Origin of the sequence: Cedecea neteri NBRC 105707 = ATCC 33855 (genome assembly GCF_001571265.1) — a bacterium.
GTDB classification, from domain to species: Bacteria; Pseudomonadota; Gammaproteobacteria; order Enterobacterales; family Enterobacteriaceae; genus Cedecea; species Cedecea neteri.
On record NZ_BCTL01000041.1, the window covers coordinates 21,946 to 39,499 of the forward strand.

General features: G+C 55.3%; 15 protein-coding genes and 1 other annotated feature. Of the genes, 8 read left to right on the forward strand and 7 right to left on the reverse strand.

Going from position 1 to position 17,554, the window contains the following annotated elements:
• Positions 1–284: 284 nt before the first annotated feature.
• Entirely contained in the window at positions 285–878 is a 594-nt protein-coding gene (gene ompW, locus CNE01S_RS17390; protein ID WP_439645712.1) for an outer membrane protein OmpW, read from the forward strand.
• A 34-nt stretch (positions 879–912) separates the two neighbouring features.
• Here ompW and trpA read toward each other — a convergent pair whose 3' ends face one another.
• From trpA to CNE01S_RS17415, 5 genes are read right to left on the reverse strand one after another with little or no spacing between them, the layout of a single operon-like run.
• The gene (trpA, locus tag CNE01S_RS17395; RefSeq protein ID WP_061277520.1) at positions 913–1,719 is read right to left on the reverse strand and encodes a tryptophan synthase subunit alpha; all 807 of its coding nucleotides are present in this window, start codon (positions 1,717–1,719) and stop codon (positions 913–915) included.
• Positions 1,719–2,909, reverse strand: a complete 1,191-nt coding sequence (gene trpB / locus CNE01S_RS17400; RefSeq protein ID WP_061277521.1) for a tryptophan synthase subunit beta — start codon at positions 2,907–2,909, stop codon at positions 1,719–1,721. Before trpB ends, trpA begins: the two co-directional genes overlap by 1 nt.
• Before the next feature lie 12 nt (positions 2,910–2,921).
• A complete protein-coding gene (gene trpCF / locus CNE01S_RS17405; RefSeq protein WP_061277522.1) occupies positions 2,922–4,283 on the reverse strand; it encodes a bifunctional indole-3-glycerol-phosphate synthase TrpC/phosphoribosylanthranilate isomerase TrpF in 1,362 nt (453 codons plus the stop codon).
• 4 nt (positions 4,284–4,287) lie between these two features.
• Positions 4,288–5,883 (reverse strand): bifunctional anthranilate synthase glutamate amidotransferase component TrpG/anthranilate phosphoribosyltransferase TrpD, encoded by a 1,596-nt coding sequence (gene trpD / locus CNE01S_RS17410; protein WP_061277523.1) that lies wholly within the window; start codon positions 5,881–5,883, stop codon positions 4,288–4,290.
• Complete coding sequence (locus CNE01S_RS17415) at positions 5,883–7,445, reverse strand: anthranilate synthase component 1 (protein WP_061277524.1); 1,563 nt, start codon at positions 7,443–7,445, stop codon at positions 5,883–5,885. Before CNE01S_RS17415 ends, trpD begins: the two co-directional genes overlap by 1 nt.
• Before the next feature lie 21 nt (positions 7,446–7,466).
• Positions 7,467–7,564 (reverse strand) — a sequence feature (Trp leader region).
• 156 nt (positions 7,565–7,720) lie between these two features.
• Here CNE01S_RS17415 and rnm point away from each other — a divergent pair.
• From rnm to CNE01S_RS17450, 7 genes are all read left to right on the forward strand, one after another.
• The gene (gene rnm, locus CNE01S_RS17420; protein ID WP_061277525.1) at positions 7,721–8,602 is read left to right on the forward strand and encodes an RNase RNM; all 882 of its coding nucleotides are present in this window, start codon (positions 7,721–7,723) and stop codon (positions 8,600–8,602) included.
• Entirely contained in the window at positions 8,599–9,219 is a 621-nt protein-coding gene (locus CNE01S_RS17425) for an L-threonylcarbamoyladenylate synthase (protein ID WP_061277526.1), read from the forward strand. The genes rnm and CNE01S_RS17425 overlap by 4 nt, the downstream gene beginning before the upstream one ends.
• Positions 9,220–9,229: 10 nt before the next feature.
• A complete protein-coding gene (locus tag CNE01S_RS17430) occupies positions 9,230–10,048 on the forward strand; it encodes a MerR family transcriptional regulator (RefSeq protein WP_061277527.1) in 819 nt (272 codons plus the stop codon).
• Between the two features lie 197 nt (positions 10,049–10,245).
• The gene (gene rluB / locus CNE01S_RS17435; protein ID WP_061277528.1) at positions 10,246–11,121 is read left to right on the forward strand and encodes a 23S rRNA pseudouridine(2605) synthase RluB; all 876 of its coding nucleotides are present in this window, start codon (positions 10,246–10,248) and stop codon (positions 11,119–11,121) included.
• Positions 11,122–11,299: 178 nt separating this feature from the next.
• Positions 11,300–12,658: an MFS transporter gene (locus CNE01S_RS17440; RefSeq protein WP_061277529.1), complete on the forward strand. Its 1,359-nt coding sequence runs from the start codon at positions 11,300–11,302 to the stop codon at positions 12,656–12,658.
• Positions 12,659–12,676: 18 nt separating this feature from the next.
• On the forward strand, positions 12,677–15,025 hold the full coding sequence (locus CNE01S_RS17445) for a beta-glucosidase (protein ID WP_061277530.1): 2,349 nt from the start codon (positions 12,677–12,679) through the stop codon (positions 15,023–15,025).
• A 24-nt stretch (positions 15,026–15,049) separates the two neighbouring features.
• Positions 15,050–16,003, forward strand: a complete 954-nt coding sequence (locus CNE01S_RS17450) for a helix-turn-helix transcriptional regulator (protein WP_061277531.1) — start codon at positions 15,050–15,052, stop codon at positions 16,001–16,003.
• On the opposite strand, the gene cobO is transcribed toward CNE01S_RS17450, so the two are convergent.
• A complete protein-coding gene (gene cobO / locus CNE01S_RS17455) occupies positions 15,997–16,587 on the reverse strand; it encodes a cob(I)yrinic acid a,c-diamide adenosyltransferase (protein WP_061277532.1) in 591 nt (196 codons plus the stop codon). The two genes, CNE01S_RS17450 and cobO, sit on opposite strands and share 7 nt — an antisense overlap.
• On the reverse strand, positions 16,584–17,345 hold the full coding sequence (locus CNE01S_RS17460; RefSeq protein WP_061277533.1) for a YciK family oxidoreductase: 762 nt from the start codon (positions 17,343–17,345) through the stop codon (positions 16,584–16,586). The genes cobO and CNE01S_RS17460 overlap by 4 nt, the downstream gene beginning before the upstream one ends.
• Positions 17,346–17,554: the final 209 nt, after the last annotated feature.

Consider the following 17,554-nt stretch of genomic DNA (forward strand, 5'->3'; position numbering starts at 1 on the left):
TTCACTAAGCGGTTGAATAGCGTCGATTAGCCTGCAGGTTGTACAGATATGACAGAAATTTACGAAAACTGATAATTCAATAAAATTGATCTGGTTTCGCTTTGTTGTTTTTCACTGCGCTACCAAAAATTAATCCAGATCATTGAATGTTAAATTAGAGGATAAAGTGTGATCGATGTTAGATCACTTTGTACTTCTTTCTGAGTATATTCAGCCCGCTGTTAAAAACCATAACAAGGGAAGGGCTATGAAAAAACTCACACTGGCATTACTGGCGATGGGGTGTGTCCGGTGCGGCGTCGGCGCATCAGGCGGGGGAATTCTTTATGCGCGCGGGTACCGCGACGGTTCGGCCAACAGGTGGTTCGGACGACGTGCTTAAAATGGGCGGCTTTAAAGTTGATAACAATACGCAGTTGGGGCTGACCTTCGACTATATGGTCACCGATAACATCGGGATTGAGCTGCTGGCGGCGACGCCGTTCCGTCACAAAGTCGGGCTTGGGCCAACCGGTGATCTGGCCACCGTGCACCAACTGCCGCCTACGCTGATGGCGCAGTGGTACTTTGGCGATGCGGGCAGCAAAGTGCGGCCTTATGTTGGCGTAGGGGTGAACTACACGACTTTCTTTGACGCAAGTTTCAACGACACCGGCAAAAGCGCGGGGCTGAGCGATCTGAAGGTCAAAGATTCCTGGGGCGTAGCGGGTCAGGTTGGGCTGGATTATCTGATTAACGAAAACTGGCTGCTGAACATGTCCGTCTGGTATATGGACATCGACACTACGGTGAAATTTAAAGCCGGCGACGATCAGCAAAGCATCAAGACGCGCATTGACCCGTGGGCATTTATGTTCTCTGCGGGGTACCGTTTTTAAGAAAAAAGGCCGGGTCTCCCCGGCCTTTTGCCTGTCATCCGCGCGTGGCGGCTTTCATGTTCTGTACGAACTGTTTCAGTTCGCTGAGCATCACTTCAGGCTGCGCCAGGTTCTTTTCGATGATTTTCACCACCGCAGAGCCTGAAATCGCGCCTGCTGCACCGGCGGCAATAGCATCGCGTACCTGAGAAGGTTCGGAGATGCCGAAGCCTTGCAGAGGCGGCGCGGCCTGATATTCACCCAGTTTCTCAATTAAATGGTGCAGCGGAAGCTGAGCGCGCGTTTCGGTGCCGGTAACGCCTGCACGAGAAAGCAGGTAGGTGTAACCCCGGCCATGAGCCGAAATTTCGCGCAGCAGCGTTTCGTCGGCGTTTGGCGGGCAGATGAAAATAGGCGCGACGTTGTGGCGCATTGCGGCGTGGCGGAACTCAGCGGACTCTTCCACCGGCACGTCTGCAACCAGCACGGAGTCCACGCCCACTTTGGCACACAGCGCGTAAAACTCGTCGATGCCGCGGTTAAAGACCAGGTTGGCATACATCAGCAGGCCAATCGGGATCTCCGGGTACTTTTGGCGGATCGTCGCCAGCATTTCAAAGCACTGGGTTGGCGTCACGTCAGAGGCGAAAGCCCGCAGCGCCGCGCCCTGGATGGTTGGGCCGTCCGCCAGCGGATCGGAGAACGGAATGCCCAGCTCGAGCGCGTCTGCGCCGTCTTCAATCAGTGCATCAATAATTTTCAGCGAAAGCTCAGGGTTTGGGTCGCCCAGCGTCACAAAGGGAACGAATGCGCCTTCCTTGCGGGCCTGCAGCTGTTCAAACAGATGATGATAACGTTCCATTACATTTCCCCTCGTGATTTCAGAATATCGTGGACGGTGAAGATATCTTTGTCGCCGCGGCCAGAGAGGTTCACTACCAACAGCTGTTCTTTTTCAGGGTTCTCGCGGATCATTTTTAAGGCATGGGCGAGGGCGTGGGAGGACTCCAGCGCAGGAATAATCCCCTCGCTGCGGCACAGCGCCTTAAAGGCATCCAGCGCTTCGTCATCGGTAATGGAGACGTAATCGGCGCGGCCGGTGCTGTTCAGATACGCGTGCTGTGGCCCCACGGACGGGAAATCCAGCCCGGCAGAAATAGAGTAAGACTCTTCAATTTGCCCTTCGTCGGTTTGCATCATCGGCGACTTCATGCCGAAGTAGATCCCCACGCGGCCATGTTTTAGCGGTGCGCCGTGTTCACCGGTTTCGATCCCGTGCCCGGCTGGCTCAACGCCAATCAGGCCCACGCTGGTTTCGTCGATAAAGTCGGCAAACATGCCGATGGCGTTAGAGCCCCCGCCCACGCAGGCGATGACCGCGTCAGGCAGACGACCTTCTTTTTCCAGAATCTGCGCTTTGGTTTCTTCACCGATCATGCGCTGGAATTCACGCACGATGGTCGGGAACGGGTGCGGACCTGCGGCGGTGCCGAGCATGTAGTGCGCGGTTTCATAGCTTGCAGACCAGTCGCGCAGCGCCTCGTTACAGGCATCTTTCAGGGTGGATGAGCCGCTGTGCACCGGAATGACTTCGGCCCCCATCAGGCGCATACGGAAGACGTTTGGCGACTGGCGCTCGACGTCTTTGGCTCCCATATAAATGCGGCATTTCAGGCCGAGCAGGGCGCTGGCGAGGGCAGACGCTACGCCGTGCTGACCCGCGCCGGTTTCGGCGATGATTTCGGTTTTGCCCATGCGCTTGGCAAGCAGCGCCTGGCCCAGCACCTGGTTAGTTTTGTGCGCGCCGCCGTGAAGCAGATCTTCACGCTTGAGATACAGCGTGGTGTTGGTGCCTGCAGTGAGGTTTTTGCATTTGGTCAGCGCCGTTGGGCGGCCTGCATAGTTCTTCAGCAGATCGGTAAACTCCGCCTGGAACTCAGCATCGCTTTGCGCCGCCACAAAGGCTTCTTCGAGCTGGCGCAAAGCAGGCATCAGGATCTGCGGTACGTACATACCGCCAAATTCACCAAAATAAGGGTTCAGTAAAGTCATGGTATTTCTTCCTTAGTAAGCCCGCAGAGTCTGAAAGACCGCAGCCAGCTTGTTAGCATCTTTTATTCCCGGCGCGCTTTCCACGCCAGAGTTGAAATCCAGTCCTGCGCAGCCGGCTTTGGCCGCTTCCACGCAGTTATCCGCTCCGAGGCCGCCCGCCAGAATCACGTTTTCCAGCTTTTGTCCGGCTAACAGTCGCCAGTCAAAGCTTTGCCCGGTGCCGCCCTGACCGTTATCGAACACGTATTTATCGACGTGCTGCAGATTACGCTCCGGCAGCGAGTCAGCTACGCTCAACGCTTTCCAGATTTGTGTGTTCGCCGGCAGCAGGGCTCGTAGCTCATTAATGTAAGCCTGGGTCTCAGCGCCGTGAAGCTGAACTGCGCTCAGCGAGAACTTACCCACTTTTTCCACCACTTCTGTTACCGGCGTATTTCTGAACACGCCCACGTAGCGAAGCGGCGCGGAGGCAATAACTGCGGCAGCTTTCTCATCGCTGACGAAACGTGGTGAAGTCGGCACGAAGATCAGGCCACCGTAAATAGCTCCGGCTTCCTGAGCCGCACGAGCATCTTCGCCCCTCGTCAGGCCGCAAACTTTGTTTTCACCTAGCAGCACGCGGCGCACCGCTGCGTTCAGGTCATCCTCGCTCATCAGCGCAGAGCCAATCAGGAAGCCGTTGGCGAAGTGGCTGAGCTCGCGAACCTGAGCGTAATTATTGATGCCAGATTCGCTGATAACCGTTACGCCGTGGGTCAGGCGCGGGGCCAGCTGGCGAGTGCGATCCAGGTCAATGGACAGATCGCGCAGGTCGCGGTTGTTGATGCCGACCACTTTGGCGCCGAGCGCGATGGCACGCTCCAGCTCTTCTTCGTTACTGACTTCGGTCAGCACGCCCATATTCAGGCTGTGGGCCACGGCGGCCAGCTGGCGATACTGTTCATCGTCCAGTACCGAGAGCATCAGCAGGCAGGCATCCGCCTGGTAAAAACGCGCCAGATGAATCTGGTAAGCATCGATAATAAAGTCTTTGCACAGCACCGGCTGGCTGACAATCCCGCTGACGATAGGCAGAAAATCAAAGCTGCCCTGGAAGTATTTCTCGTCGGTTAGAACCGATACCGCAGAAGCATAATGCTTATAAACTCCGGCAATTCGAGCCGGATCGAAATCGTCGCGGATAACCCCTTTAGACGGGGACGCTTTTTTGCATTCCAGAATGAAGACGGTGCGGGCCCCCTGCAGCGCGTGATAGAAGTTGCGCGTGGCTGGCACTATCTCATTCTGGAAGCTCGCCAGCGGCTGCTGCTGTTTGCGGGCTTCGACCCACAATGCTTTGTCAGCCACGATGCGGTTTAATACGGTCTCCTGCATTGCCTTATCCTCTCCCCGCGAGCGCGGTCACGCGGTCGTATGCTGCCCCGCTACGTAATACATCCAGCACTTTCTGTGCGTTAGCTTTCAGGTCTTCATGGCCATGCAGTCGCATCAGCATGGCTACGTTTGCCGCGACGGCAGACTCGTGCGCTGTCTCACCTTTACCTTGTAGCAGGCGGGTCAGAATGTCACGGTTTTCTTCCGGCGTACCGCCCGCCAGCGCTTCCTGGTGGTAGGCAGGCAGGTCGAAATCGGCGGCGGTCAGCTGATAGCTTTTGATTTCGCCGTGGTTCAGTTCGGCAACCAGCGTTGGCGCGTGAAGCGATACTTCGTCCATGCCGCCGCTGTGAACCACTGCCGCACGCTTGTAGCCGAGGACGCGCAGTGTTTCAGCAATCGGCAGCACCAGTTCAGGGCTGTAGACGCCGATCAGCGCCAGCGGCGGATGTGCCGGGTTGATCAGCGGCCCCAAAACGTTGAACAGGGTGCGCGTTTTCAACTGCTGGCGAACCGGCATCGCGTGGCGGAACCCGGTGTGGTACTTAGGCGCAAACAGGAAGCAAACGCCCAGCTCGTCCAGCGCTTTGCGGGAAGCATCGGCGTTCATTTCCAGGTTGATGCCAAACGCGGCCAGCAGATCGGAGGAACCCGAACGGCTGGAAACGCTGCGGTTGCCGTGCTTGGCGACCTTAAGCCCGACCGCGGCGGCGACAAAGGCGCTGGCGGTCGAGATGTTAATGCTGTTGCTGCCGTCGCCGCCGGTGCCGACGATATCGGCAAACTCGTAGCTCGGGCTTGGGAACGGCGCGGCGTGTTCGAGCAGGGCGGATGCGGCCCCGGCGATTTCGTTCGGATGTTCACCGCGGACCTTCATGCTGACCAGCGCGGCGGCCAGCTGCTCAGGCTTCAGCTCACCGCGAACGATGGCGGAAAACAGCTGGTGGCTCTCTTCGCGACTCAGGGTTTGCGCCTGATAAAGCTTGTCGAGGATCGGCTGCAGCGTATTGGCCAGCTTCAGCTTCTGCAGCGCCCAGTCCAGGGTCTGCTCGAGCAGGCGAGCACCGTGGCTGGTGAGGATGGATTCCGGGTGGAACTGGAAGCCAACAACCCGGTCAGCTTCATGACGAACCGCCATCACCATGCCGTCGAAATGTGCGTTGATGGTCAGCCCGGCAGGAATATTGCTGCCAACCAGCGAGTGGTAACGCGCCACCGGCAGCGGGTTAGGCAGTCCGGCAAACATCGCTTCGCCGTCGTGGGAAATAGAAGACGCTTTCCCGTGCAGGATTTCGCCCGCCTGGCCTACGTAGCCGCCGTAAGCTTCCACAATGGCCTGGTGGCCGAGACAAATGCCGATAATTGGCAGTTTACCGCGCATGCGCGTCAGTAATTCCGGCATACAGCCCGCTTCGCTTGGCGCCCCAGGTCCTGGGGAGAGCATCAGCACCGGGTTATCCATGGTCGCCAGGCGCTCAATCAGCGTTTGCGCCGGAACATGGTTACGGTAAATCACCACGTTATGGCCGTTCGCGCGGAGCTGGTCTGCCAGGTTATAGGTGAATGAGTCGATATTATCGAGCAGCAGAATGTCAGCCATTAGAAAATCTCCTTCGCGTGATGCGCGGTAGCAATGGCGCGCAAAACGGCGCGGGCTTTGTTGCGGGTTTCGTCGGCTTCGGACTGCGGGTCTGAATCAAGAACAACGCCGGCGCCAGCCTGCACGGTGGCGATCCCGTCTTCAACGTAGGCCGAGCGAATGACGATGCAGGTATCGAGGTCGCCGTGGGCGGTGAAGTAACCCACCGCGCCGCCGTAACTACCGCGACGCACGCCTTCGGCCCCGGCAATCAGCTGCATCGCACGTACTTTCGGTGCGCCGCTCAGGGTGCCCATATTCATGCAGGCGCGATAGGCGTGCAGTACGTCCAGGTCATGACGCAGCTCGCCAACAACGCGGGAAACCAGGTGCATCACAAAGGAGTAGCGGTCGACTTTGGTTAAATCAGCCACGTAGCGGCTGCCCGGCGTACAGATGCGGGCCAGGTCATTACGCGCCAGGTCAACCAGCATTAAGTGCTCAGAAAGCTCTTTGTGATCGGTGCGCATTTCCAGCTCGATGCGGCTGTCCAGATCGCGGTCCAGCGAACCGTCGGCGCGGCGGCCGCGAGGGCGGGTTCCGGCAATCGGGTAGATCTCAATCTGGCGGTTAGTGGCGTCGTATTTCAGTGAGCTTTCCGGAGAAGCCCCGAACAGCGTGAAATCGTTGTCCTGCATAAAGAACATGTACGGGCTTGGGTTGCTCTTTTTCAGCGTTTGGTAAGCCGCCAGCGGTGACGGGCAAGGCAGTGAGAAGCGGCGGGAAGGCACCACCTGGAAGATTTCGCCGATGCGAATGGCTTTTTGCATCTGACGCACAACCGCCCCGAACTCTTCGTCGCTCTGGTTTACATCGCAGCTCATGTGCTCAACTTTCTGCACCGGCAGCGCCGCGGGCTCTTCGCTGATTTGCTGGCGCAGCTGTTCGGTGCGTTTCAGCAGACGCTGTTTTTCGCTATCTGACGGCGTAAAGAGGCTGGCCTGAATGCGGGTTTGCTTTTTCTGGTGATCGATAGTCAATAAGGTTTCGGCCAGATAGAAGCAGTAATCCGGGCAGCGGTTGTCCTGTTTCAGCTGCGGCAGGTCTTCGAACCCGGCCACCAGATCGTAGGCAAACAGACCGCCGAAGAACATCGCATGACGTTCTTCCTCTGGCACGCTGACCAGTTCTTGCATAAGGCGGAAAGCGTCAAAGACCGACAGCGAGCACAGGCGGGCGTCTTCATCTAATAACGTGCTGACCGTCGGGAAACGCAGGGTGCGGCCATCCGGGAAGTGCTCGTTTTCGACGCCTGTAGGCAACGCGGCATCCAGCAGCGGCAGCAGGGAAGCGCCGTTAGCAGACAATGCCTGTAAGGTGACAGTGTCACCTAATGCCGTAATACGCATGGCGCTATCTACCAGCAGCAGGCTTTTTAAGTCGTCTTTGCTGTCGATGTCCGCAGACTCCAGCAGCAGGGTCGCAGGGCGCGCGCCGCAAAGCTGGTGGAAAAGGGCCGTTGGGTTTTCACGGTAGGCAGCTTCGCTGCTCAGGAGTTCAAGTGCCGGTTTTTGTATTTGCATTTTAGTTCTCAAATTTTGTTCAAAAAAAAGCCCGCATCGTTGGCGGGCCTGGTATCTGCGCTGTTAAACAGCGTACGCGATCGCACCGCCCGAGTTCAGGGAGTACGCCACCAACCGTCCAGGGAATTCATCGCTTTCATTTCAGATACCTCGTCATGTGAACTTGCGTACTAGTAAACTGGTTCGCGGCTGTATTGTCAATACTGATTTTTTAAAATAGCCGATTATCGTTATCATGGGCCGCTAAATTTCTGTTTATCCATTCTGGAGCCATTTTGAGCGAGCCCACCCTGGCCACGATCCACGACCTGCACAGCCACACTACCGCCTCGGACGGCCTGTTGTCTCCTGAAGCCCTTGTTAGCCGCGCAGTAGATATGCGCGTAACGGTTCTGGCGATTACCGATCACGATACCGTTGCCGGTTTGCCCGCCGCTCGTGCAGAAATCCAGCGCCTGAATTTACCGCTACAGTTAATTAGCGGCGTTGAAATCTCCACCGTATGGGAAAACCACGAGATTCATATTGTGGGGCTGGGCGTTGATGAGCAGCATCCGACGCTGAAGCTTTTTCTTGAACAACAGAGTGAACGCCGCAGCCAGCGTGCGGTAATGATTGCTGAACGCCTGGACAAAGCGCGTATTCCTGGTGCGTTAGAAGGGGCAATGCGCCATGCCAGCGGCGGGGCGATCACCCGCGGGCATTTTGCCCGTTTTCTGGTCGAGCAGGGCAAAGCCAGCAATATGGGTGACGTCTTCAAGAAGTACTTGGCGAAAGGGAAAACCGGTTACGTTCCGCCTCAGTGGTGTACAATAGAACAAGCTATTGATGTGATTCATCATTCTGGCGGGCAGGCGGTGCTGGCGCATCCAGGACGCTACGGCCTGACCGCAAAATGGCTAAAACGACTGCTGGCGCAGTTTGCCGAACACGGTGGCGATGCCATGGAAGTTGCGCAGTGCCAGCAGGCTCCTAACGAACGTACCCAGCTTGCGAGCTACGCGAAGCAGTTTAATCTGCTGGCGTCGCAGGGATCCGATTTTCATTTGCCCTGTGCGTGGATAGAACTGGGTCGTAAGCTGTGGCTACCGGCGGGCGTTGAACCCGTCTGGCAGCACTGGGAGCAAGGCCACATCGCTAAAGAGAGGGCAGTATGAGTCAGTTTTTTTATATCCACCCGGATAACCCGCAGCCGCGCCTGATTAATCAGGCTGTCGATATTATTCGTAAAGGCGGGGTGATTGTTTACCCTACCGACTCCGGCTATGCGCTGGGCTGCAAGATTGAAGATAAGGGCGCCATGGAGCGCATTTGCCGTATTCGCCAACTTCCCGATGGCCATAACTTTACCCTGATGTGTCGGGATCTGTCGGAGCTGTCGACCTATGCGTTTGTCGATAACGTCGCGTTTCGCCTGATTAAAAACAACACGCCGGGGAACTATACTTTTATCCTCAAGGGCACCAAAGAGGTGCCGCGCCGCCTGCTGCAGGAAAAACGTAAAACCATCGGGCTGCGCGTGCCGTCAAACCCGATTGCGCTGGCGCTGCTTGAAGTGCTGAACGAGCCGATGCTGTCGACCTCGCTAATGCTACCAGGCAACGAGTTTACCGAGTCCGATCCTGAAGAGATCAAAGACCGCCTCGAGAAAGTGGTGGATCTGGTTATCCACGGCGGTTATCTGGGGCAGCAGCCCACCACGGTTATCGATCTGACGGAAGACGCTCCGGTTGTAATGCGTGAGGGTGTCGGGGACGTTAAACCCTTCCAGTAAGGAAATCGCTATGGCCCGATTTAACATTGATGTTCTGGCTTCTCAATGCGGCGTGACGCCCGCCAACATTCGCAGCTGGCAGCGTTACGGCTTAATCAAACCGCAGGTGGATGAGAACGGGCACCGTTTCTTCAATTTTACTCACTGTTCCCGCGTGGCCGCGATTGTCGGCTGGCTGGAAAAGGGCGCCGCGTTGCCGGATATGCTGGCGCTGCTGAACGGTGAGGAAACCGGCAGTCCTCCCGGCTGGCTTGAGGTTCAGGAAGCCCTGCTGGCGCAGTGCGAAGCGATGCAACCCACGAAGCTGCGGGGGCTTATCTGGCGTTATGGCCGCGAAGTGCCTCCGGCTATTTTTATTGATGAAGTTATTCGCCCACTCAGGCTGTGGATCAATGCCGATGTGCAGCAGGATATGGCCATGAGCAGTGCCATGCTGGATACGGCGTTGATTGAATATGCCACGTTCGTGCTGGCCAGCGGGCGTAAGCGCCCCGGCGGCAGCCTGTTTATTCTGGCGCTCTCGCTGAAAGATCCCGTTGAGCTGTGGCTGGAGGGCATACGTTTCGCCAGTGACGGCTTCTGTGTGGAGGTGTTGGATCGTGAGATTCCGTTACCGGATCTCAGCGGCATTAACGCCGATCACATCATGATTTGGACAGATAAAGTCCTGGATGCGGGTCAGCAGGCTCTGTATCAGCGCTGGCTGAGCAGCGGACTCCCCGTTTTTCTGGCAGGCTGTGAGGCAGCACGGGCACAAAAAGATGTGGCAATAAAGGGTCAATGTTCATCCACCGGCAGTGCCTCGCTGCTTGATAGCCTGAGTCATTAATAGCAGCAAAACCCGGCAGATGGGTTTTAACTCCATTTGGACTAAAATTCGTGTACTATGTGCGGCCACGAAACTGCTGGCGTTGTTTGACAACGGCTGTGCAGCGGTTCGAATCCGTATTTATACTTCATCAGGCCCCTGCCTTTTGATTTCAAAGTATCTGAGACGCCTGTGAAGGCGACACCCGAGGAAGCTCAATGAGCGAAAAGTTACAAAAAGTGCTGGCTCGCGCTGGCCATGGTTCCCGTCGTGAGATTGAAACTATTATCTCTGCTGGTCGCGTAAGCGTTGATGGCAAAATCGCCACGCTGGGCGACCGAGTTGAAATTACCCAGTCGCTTAAAATCCGTATCGATGGTCATTTGATTTCGATTCGTGAGTCTGCGGAACAAATCTGCCGCGTGCTGGCCTATTACAAACCTGAAGGCGAGCTGTGTACCCGCAGCGATCCGGAAGGGCGCCCAACTGTGTTTGATCGTCTGCCGAAGCTGCGCGGTGCACGCTGGATTGCCGTAGGGCGTCTGGACGTTAACACCTGTGGCTTACTTCTGTTCACCACCGACGGCGAGCTGACTAACCGCCTGATGCACCCGAGCCGTGAAGTGGAGCGTGAGTACTCCGTTCGCGTGTTCGGCCAGATAGATGACGATAAAGTAAAGCAGCTTTCTCGCGGCGTGCAGCTTGAAGATGGCCCGGCGGCGTTCAAAACCATCAAGTTCACCGGTGGCGAAGGCATTAACCAGTGGTACAACGTGACCCTGACCGAAGGCCGTAACCGTGAGGTTCGTCGCCTGTGGGAAGCAGTTGGCGTGCAGGTTAGCCGCCTTATTCGCGTGCGCTACGGCGATATCAAACTGCCGAAAGGCTTACCGCGTGGCGGTTACACTGAGCTCGATCTGGCGCAGACCAACTATCTGCGTACGCTTGTCGAGCTGCCGGAAGAAACCAGCAGCAAGGTGGCGGTAGAAAAAGATCGCCGCCGCATGAAGGCGAACCAGATTCGCCGCGCCGTTAAGCGTCACACTCAGACCACCGGCGGCAACCGTCGTTCCGGCGGCCGCAGCAACGGTTAATCCCGTCATTCCCGGCGATTCCTCGCCGGGAATGTCTCTCCTGATATTCCTGTTTGAGACAACTCTCACACTTCCGCACAAAGACAAAAAACAGGAAATAGCTCGACAAATAACGCAAAGTAATGGTTTTTAACCCTCCTTATACTGACTGAACTTTGTGTAAGTGCGGGGGGTTAACATGAGTTCTGTGCAGAAGCTATCGGCAAGCTATGTGGCGATCGGCTTAAAAGAAAAAGTAGGTTATGGGTTAGGGGATTTTGCTTCTAATTTATCATTTGGTTTTGTATCGTTATTCTTGCTTTTCTTTTACACCAATATATATGGCATCAGCGCCGCTCAGGCCAGCGTGATATTTGTTGTGGCTCGCATCATTGATGCCATTTTTAATGTGGTCATTGGGTTTGCTATTGATAAGACGCAGAGCCGCTACGGGAAGTTAAGACCCTGGATCTGCTACGGCGCGATTCCCTTAGGTTTCCTGACCGTACTGTGTTTTTTCCCCTTCGGCGGCGAAGCAAAGTTTTATTATGCTTTTCTCTCTTACACGCTTTACTGCCTCGCGTATACGGCAGTAAATACCCCATATTCTGCGTTAACGAACCGCATCACGCAGCATGAAGCCTCGCGTGCCTCGCTTTCGGTCTATCGATTTGTGTTGGCGATCTTGGGTTACCTGATTGTTTCAACCACGGCCGACTGGATTATCGCGCCTTTTACCGATAAACAGTCCGGCTATGTCTTTGCCGTGTCATGCTTCGCGCTGCTGGCTACCTTCATGTTTATGCTGTGTTTTGGCATGACGAAAGAAAGGGTCACAGAAGAGAGTACACATTCACCGGGGCTGCGTGAAATGCTCAGGGCCGTCACCGGGAATAAACCACTCATTCACCTGTCACTGTTCACCGTTTTTTTCTACATCGCCTATACGGTGTGGATGGCGATTGCTATCTATTTTATAAAATACATCATCGGTAACGAAGGATTTACCGCGACTTTTTTCATTATTCAGTCGGCTGCTTATATTACGGGGACGGTTTTGTGCGAAAAGCTAATTACCTTGATGGGTAAAAATAAAATGACCCTGGCAGCATTGTTACTCGGTATATTGGGTGTGCTAATGCAATACTTCATGGCCGGCGACAATATCTGGTTAATTATGGCTGGCGTCTGCCTCTACAGTATTACGCTGGGTATTGGATTTGTTGCCATGTGGTCGATGATAGCCGATACGGTTGAATATGCCGAATGGCATCATGGCGTTCGTACTGAAGGGGCTATATACGGTTTTTATAATTTTATCACCAAAATTGCGATGGCCATCGGCGGCGGCTGTGCAGGGTGGATGCTTGATTATTATCACTATGATGCCGGTAATATTAGTGCCAGTGCTATCAACGGGATCAATATTATGATGACATTATTTCCAGGGACGATGTTTGCACTCAGCGCGATATTTGTCGCCTGTTATTCCCTCGATGAAAATAAATACCGCGATATCGTTCACAAACTTAGTCTGCGCAAGCAGGAAACGCTTTAACTTCTGGGGATTAGCACAATGAAGGCTGACTTTCACGCAATGCTTGCGGCAATGACAACCAATGAAAAAGTGACCTTACTGAGCGGTAGCGGCCTGTGGCGTACAGCCTCTTTGCCGCAGCACGCTATCCCCGGCATCGTGATGACTGATGGCACCTATGGCGTACGTTACAGCAGCGCTCAAATCGACGGTCAGGAGAAGTGGAGCATGGATGATTTTATCTCCGTGATCACGCAAACGGCCGACCGGGCAGGTGCGTCAGAGGGGGAACAGAAAGGGGGAAGTGAGGCCTTATTCAGCGCTTCTTTGCCCGCAACCTGCTTCCCGAACGGCTCAAGCCTGGCCTGCAGCTGGGATATTGAACTGGTGCAAAAAATGGGGCACGCGTTAGGACTGGAGTGCCAGAAAATGGGCGTGGGGATTTTGTTAGGGCCGGGAATTAATATTCGACGTACTCCGCTTGCGGGTCGGGGATATGAATATTACTCCGAGGATCCGGTGGTCAGCGGCGATATCGCCGCGGCCCTGATTAATGGCCTGCAGGCCGAGGGCGTAGGGGCCAGCCTCAAGCATTTCGCCGCCAATAATTCCGAGTTTCGCCGTACCGAAATGGACTCAATAGTAGACGAGCGCGCGCTACGAGAAATTTATCTGGCAGGGTTTCAACGTGCGATTGCCAAATCAAATCCGTGGACCGTGATGTCCTCCTATAATCGGCTAAATGGTGTTCAAACTTCTCAGGATCCTTTCTTACTCACTAAAGTCCTGCGTGATGAATGGGGCTATAGCGGCCTGGTGATGTCGGACTGGTACGGAATTAAGGACCGTCCAGCCTCGCTGGTGGCAGGCAATGATTTAGCCATGCCGGAAACGGCCCGGGATAAGAAAACATTGCTGGCGGCTATCGATGCCGGCGAGGTGCCGCTTAGCGTGGTGGATAGCGCCTGCCTGAGAATGCTCGAACTCATTGATAAAGTAGAGCGCCATCGCCGCAGAGATGCCGTTGCTGATTTCCCAGCGCACCACGTCCTTTCGCAAAGGCTGGCGGCAGAGTCGATTGTATTATTGAAAAACGAAGACGACCTGCTGCCGCTGCGGCCCGATAAAACGCCTCGTATAGCGGTGCTGGGTAAGCCCGCGCAGCAGCCTGTAATTCAAGGCTCCGGCTGCGCCACTACGGTGCCTTATTTCCTCGATCGTCCACTCGATGAGATCTTCGCGTTGGCGGGAGAGGCATTTACGGTTTCCTGGGCTGAAGGTACGCCGGACGATATACATGCAGATGCACAGGCGCTTCAGGAAGCGGTAGCTGTTGCACGAGACGCCGACGTCGCGGTCATTTTTGTCAGTACCGCCGTCGGCGAAGACGGTGAAAACGGCGACCGTCAGGATCTGAATATTCTTGCCGTTCACGAGCAGCTTATTCGTGAGGTTGCTGCTGTGCAGCGCAATGTCGTGGTCGTGCTGGCCAACAGCGATGCGGTGGTGATGCCGTGGCTGAGTGAATGCAAAGCCTTGTTGGAGACCTTTTTTGCCGGACAGGGAATGGGGGGCGCCGTGGCGGAAATTTTGTTTGGCAAGCGTAATCCCTGCGGCAAGCTCACTGTCACCGTTCCGAATACGCTGGAAGAGACGCCGGCCTGGCTGCATTATCCGGGGGAAAATCTGCAGCACCATTACAGTGAGGGATTATTTGTCGGTTATCGCTATTATGACAAACGTCGCCTGACGCCGCTGTTCCCTTTCGGCTTCGGCCTGAGCTACACGCGTTTTGCGTATGACAGGATTGAACTTTCTGCTGAGCGATTGGGTGATAATGAGACCTTAACGGTTAACGTGGATGTGACGAACTGCGGCAAATACGCCGGTAAAGAAATCGTGCAGCTTTACGTCCGTGCGCCAAAAGGGGAACTGATTCGTGAGGAAAGGGCGCTGAAAGCCTTTAGTAAAATCCTCCTTGAGCCAGGAGAAACGCGGCGTGTGAGCCTCCAGGTGCCCGTTGCCGAGCTGAGTTGCTATCATCCGGGTCTGGCAAAATGGCTAATAACCCCCGGCCACTGGCAGGTGTATGTTGGCGGGTCGTCACGCGATTTACCGCTAAGTGCCGGGTTTGATGTTGACAGCGAGGAGCAATACATGACGCTCCGCGATGATAACTCGCTACAGCAGTTGATTCAGCAGCCGAAAGTCTTCGCTCGCGTAGTGGCGTTGGTTGCCGGGAAAAGCCATGTGCCGCCAGATGTTGTGCGGCAGAAGCTGATCGGGGTTGCTCCGGATCTCTTTTGTGGCTTATTCATCGCGCTTACCGAGTTTCTTGGGCTGGATATTGAGCGAGATGAGTTAAACGCCGTGCTCGCTGGGGAATAATAATGAACAGCCACAGGGGGCGCCGTGTTTTCTTTTTCAGCTATTCATGCCGGGTCGGCAATAACAGAAGGGCGGCAGCTGAACGCGAGCGGCTATGAGCTGATAGCTTTCGACGCCGAAAAGCTCAATGTCTTTGCCGCTGAAGTGCGTTACTGCGAGCCTCACTGGCACCCGGCGCCCGAACTTATCACTGTCCTTGCGGGGCGTTTTACCCTGGCCGTAGGCATGCAGTCTATTGAGCTGACGAAGGGCGGAATGCTCTATATTAATGCCCAGGAGGTCCACTCGCTGTGTGCGGAGGAAGAGGGCAGCACGCTGGTCACGGTGCAGTTTTCCTCGGGGCTGTTCGACGAATTACACCCGGCACCGGACATTGACTGGTGTCGTCCGAATGGCGTTACGGACAGCTCTGACAGGATCGTTCATCAGCGACTAAAAGCGCTAATTGAACACCTGATAGATGACCGCGCGCCCTTCCAGCGTATTGCTGCAATTTATTTGCTGCTGGATGCGCTGGTCACTGCAGGGAAGCCGGTGGGTCGGGTCGACAGTGCGCAGCGTGACGTGGCGATGATCAAGAAAGGGATTGAGTTTATTAACCAGCGATTTGATCAGCCCCTCAGCCTCGCCGAGGTCGCCGGCTATATCGGGGTCAGCTATTCATGGTTTTCGCGGCAGTTTAAGAAAGTGAGCCGCCACAACTTTAAAGAATACCTGACCCTGGTAAGGTTAAATAAAGCGCGCACGCTGCTCAAAGACACGCGTTCGCCCATCACCACCATTAGCTACGCCTGCGGTTTTCAGGAGCATAAGTACCTGATTGCCGCGTTTAATAAGTATTGCGGTTTAACGCCAACGGAATACCGAAAACGCTTCGTTTCCCGGCAAAACGCCATCGACAGCAGGCTGGCTCTGGGGGAGGATTGTCTCTGCCTGCCACTGAATGCGGAGCTGCTTAAGCGCCTGGAATTTCAGTAATCAATGCCAATCTGTGCCTTCACCCCGGCGTCAAACGCATGCTTCAGCGGGCGAAGTTCGCTGACCGTGTCGGCAATGTCCAGAATCTCGCGGTGACAGCCGCGGCCGGTGATAATTACGGTTTGGTTCACCGGCCGGTGAGCCAGCGCGCTTAAGACTTCTTCCAGCGGCAGATAGTTATAGGCCACCATGTAGGTTAGTTCGTCGAGGATAACCATATCCAGCGTGGCATCTGCCAGCATCCGTTTGCCGTGCTCCCATACCGCAAGGCAGGCGGCGGTGTCCGTTTCCCGGTTCTGTGTTTCCCAGGTAAAGCCTGTCGCCATCACCTGAAATTCAACCCCGTGTGGCTCAAGCAGATTGCGCTCACCGTTCGGCCACTGACCTTTGATGAATTGAATCACGCCGACTTTTTTGCCGTGGCCTACTGCGCGGGTGGCGGTGCCAAATGCAGCGGTGGTTTTGCCTTTGCCGTTGCCGGTGAAGACGATCAAGATCCCGCGTTCCTGCTGGGCTTCAGCAATGCGTGCATCAACCTTCTCTTTTTGCCGCTGCTGTCGCTGCTGGTAACGATCCTCACTCATTCTGAAATCCCCGGTTTGCGGTTAGGCTGAGCGTCAAAACTCATGCCGGTCTTACGGCGGCTGTCGTCGCCCATCAGCCAGAGATACAGCGGCATTAAATCCCGGGGCGTTTTCAGTTTGGCCGGATCTTCCGTAGGGAAGGCGCTGGCGCGCATCGCTGTGCGGGTGCCGCCTGGGTTGATGCAGTTCACGCGCAGGTTGTGCTGCTTATATTCCTCAGCCAGCACCTGCATCATGCCTTCGGTGGCAAACTTCGATGCGGCATAAGCTCCCCAGCCGGCGCGACCCTGGCGGCCAACGCTGGAAGTGGTGAAGACCAGAGAGCCTGATTCGGATTTGAGTAATAAAGGAAGCAAAGCCTGAGTCAGGAAAAAGGTGGCGTTAACGTTCACCTGCATGACGGCCTGCCAGGTGTCTGGATCCTGTTCATCCATAGGCCTGACATCACCAAGGATCCCGGCATTGTGCAGAACGCCATCCAGGCGAGGAACCAGCGTGGCGAGCTTGTTTGCCAGCGCATGGCACTCTGCCGATGTGGCGGTCGCCAGATCCAGCGTGAACCAGTGTGCAGGTAGCAAACCGTGAGACTGGATTTCACCGGCGACGGCGCGAAGCTTTTGTTCATTGCGCCCCAGTAAAATCACCGAAGCACCAAACCTGGCATAGGTGAGTGCGGCGACCCGGCCGATGCCATCGCTGGCACCGGTCACTAAAATAATACGATTTTTCAGTAAATTATCTTGCGGCTGATAGTGCACGGTTTTACTCCTCGCGTGATGCAATATGCTCACGTCTTATTTCTCATTAGGTTAGCTGGCTTTATGCCTTAAAGACGGGCGTATTTCAATCAGTCAGCCGGAGACAATGCGAAGGATTAACATTTTGCAAAAATTTCCCCGAACCAAACTCTTTAAAGAAGCACTGTTGCAGCCTTTATAGTTACTTACAGACGAACGTGTACCCGCTC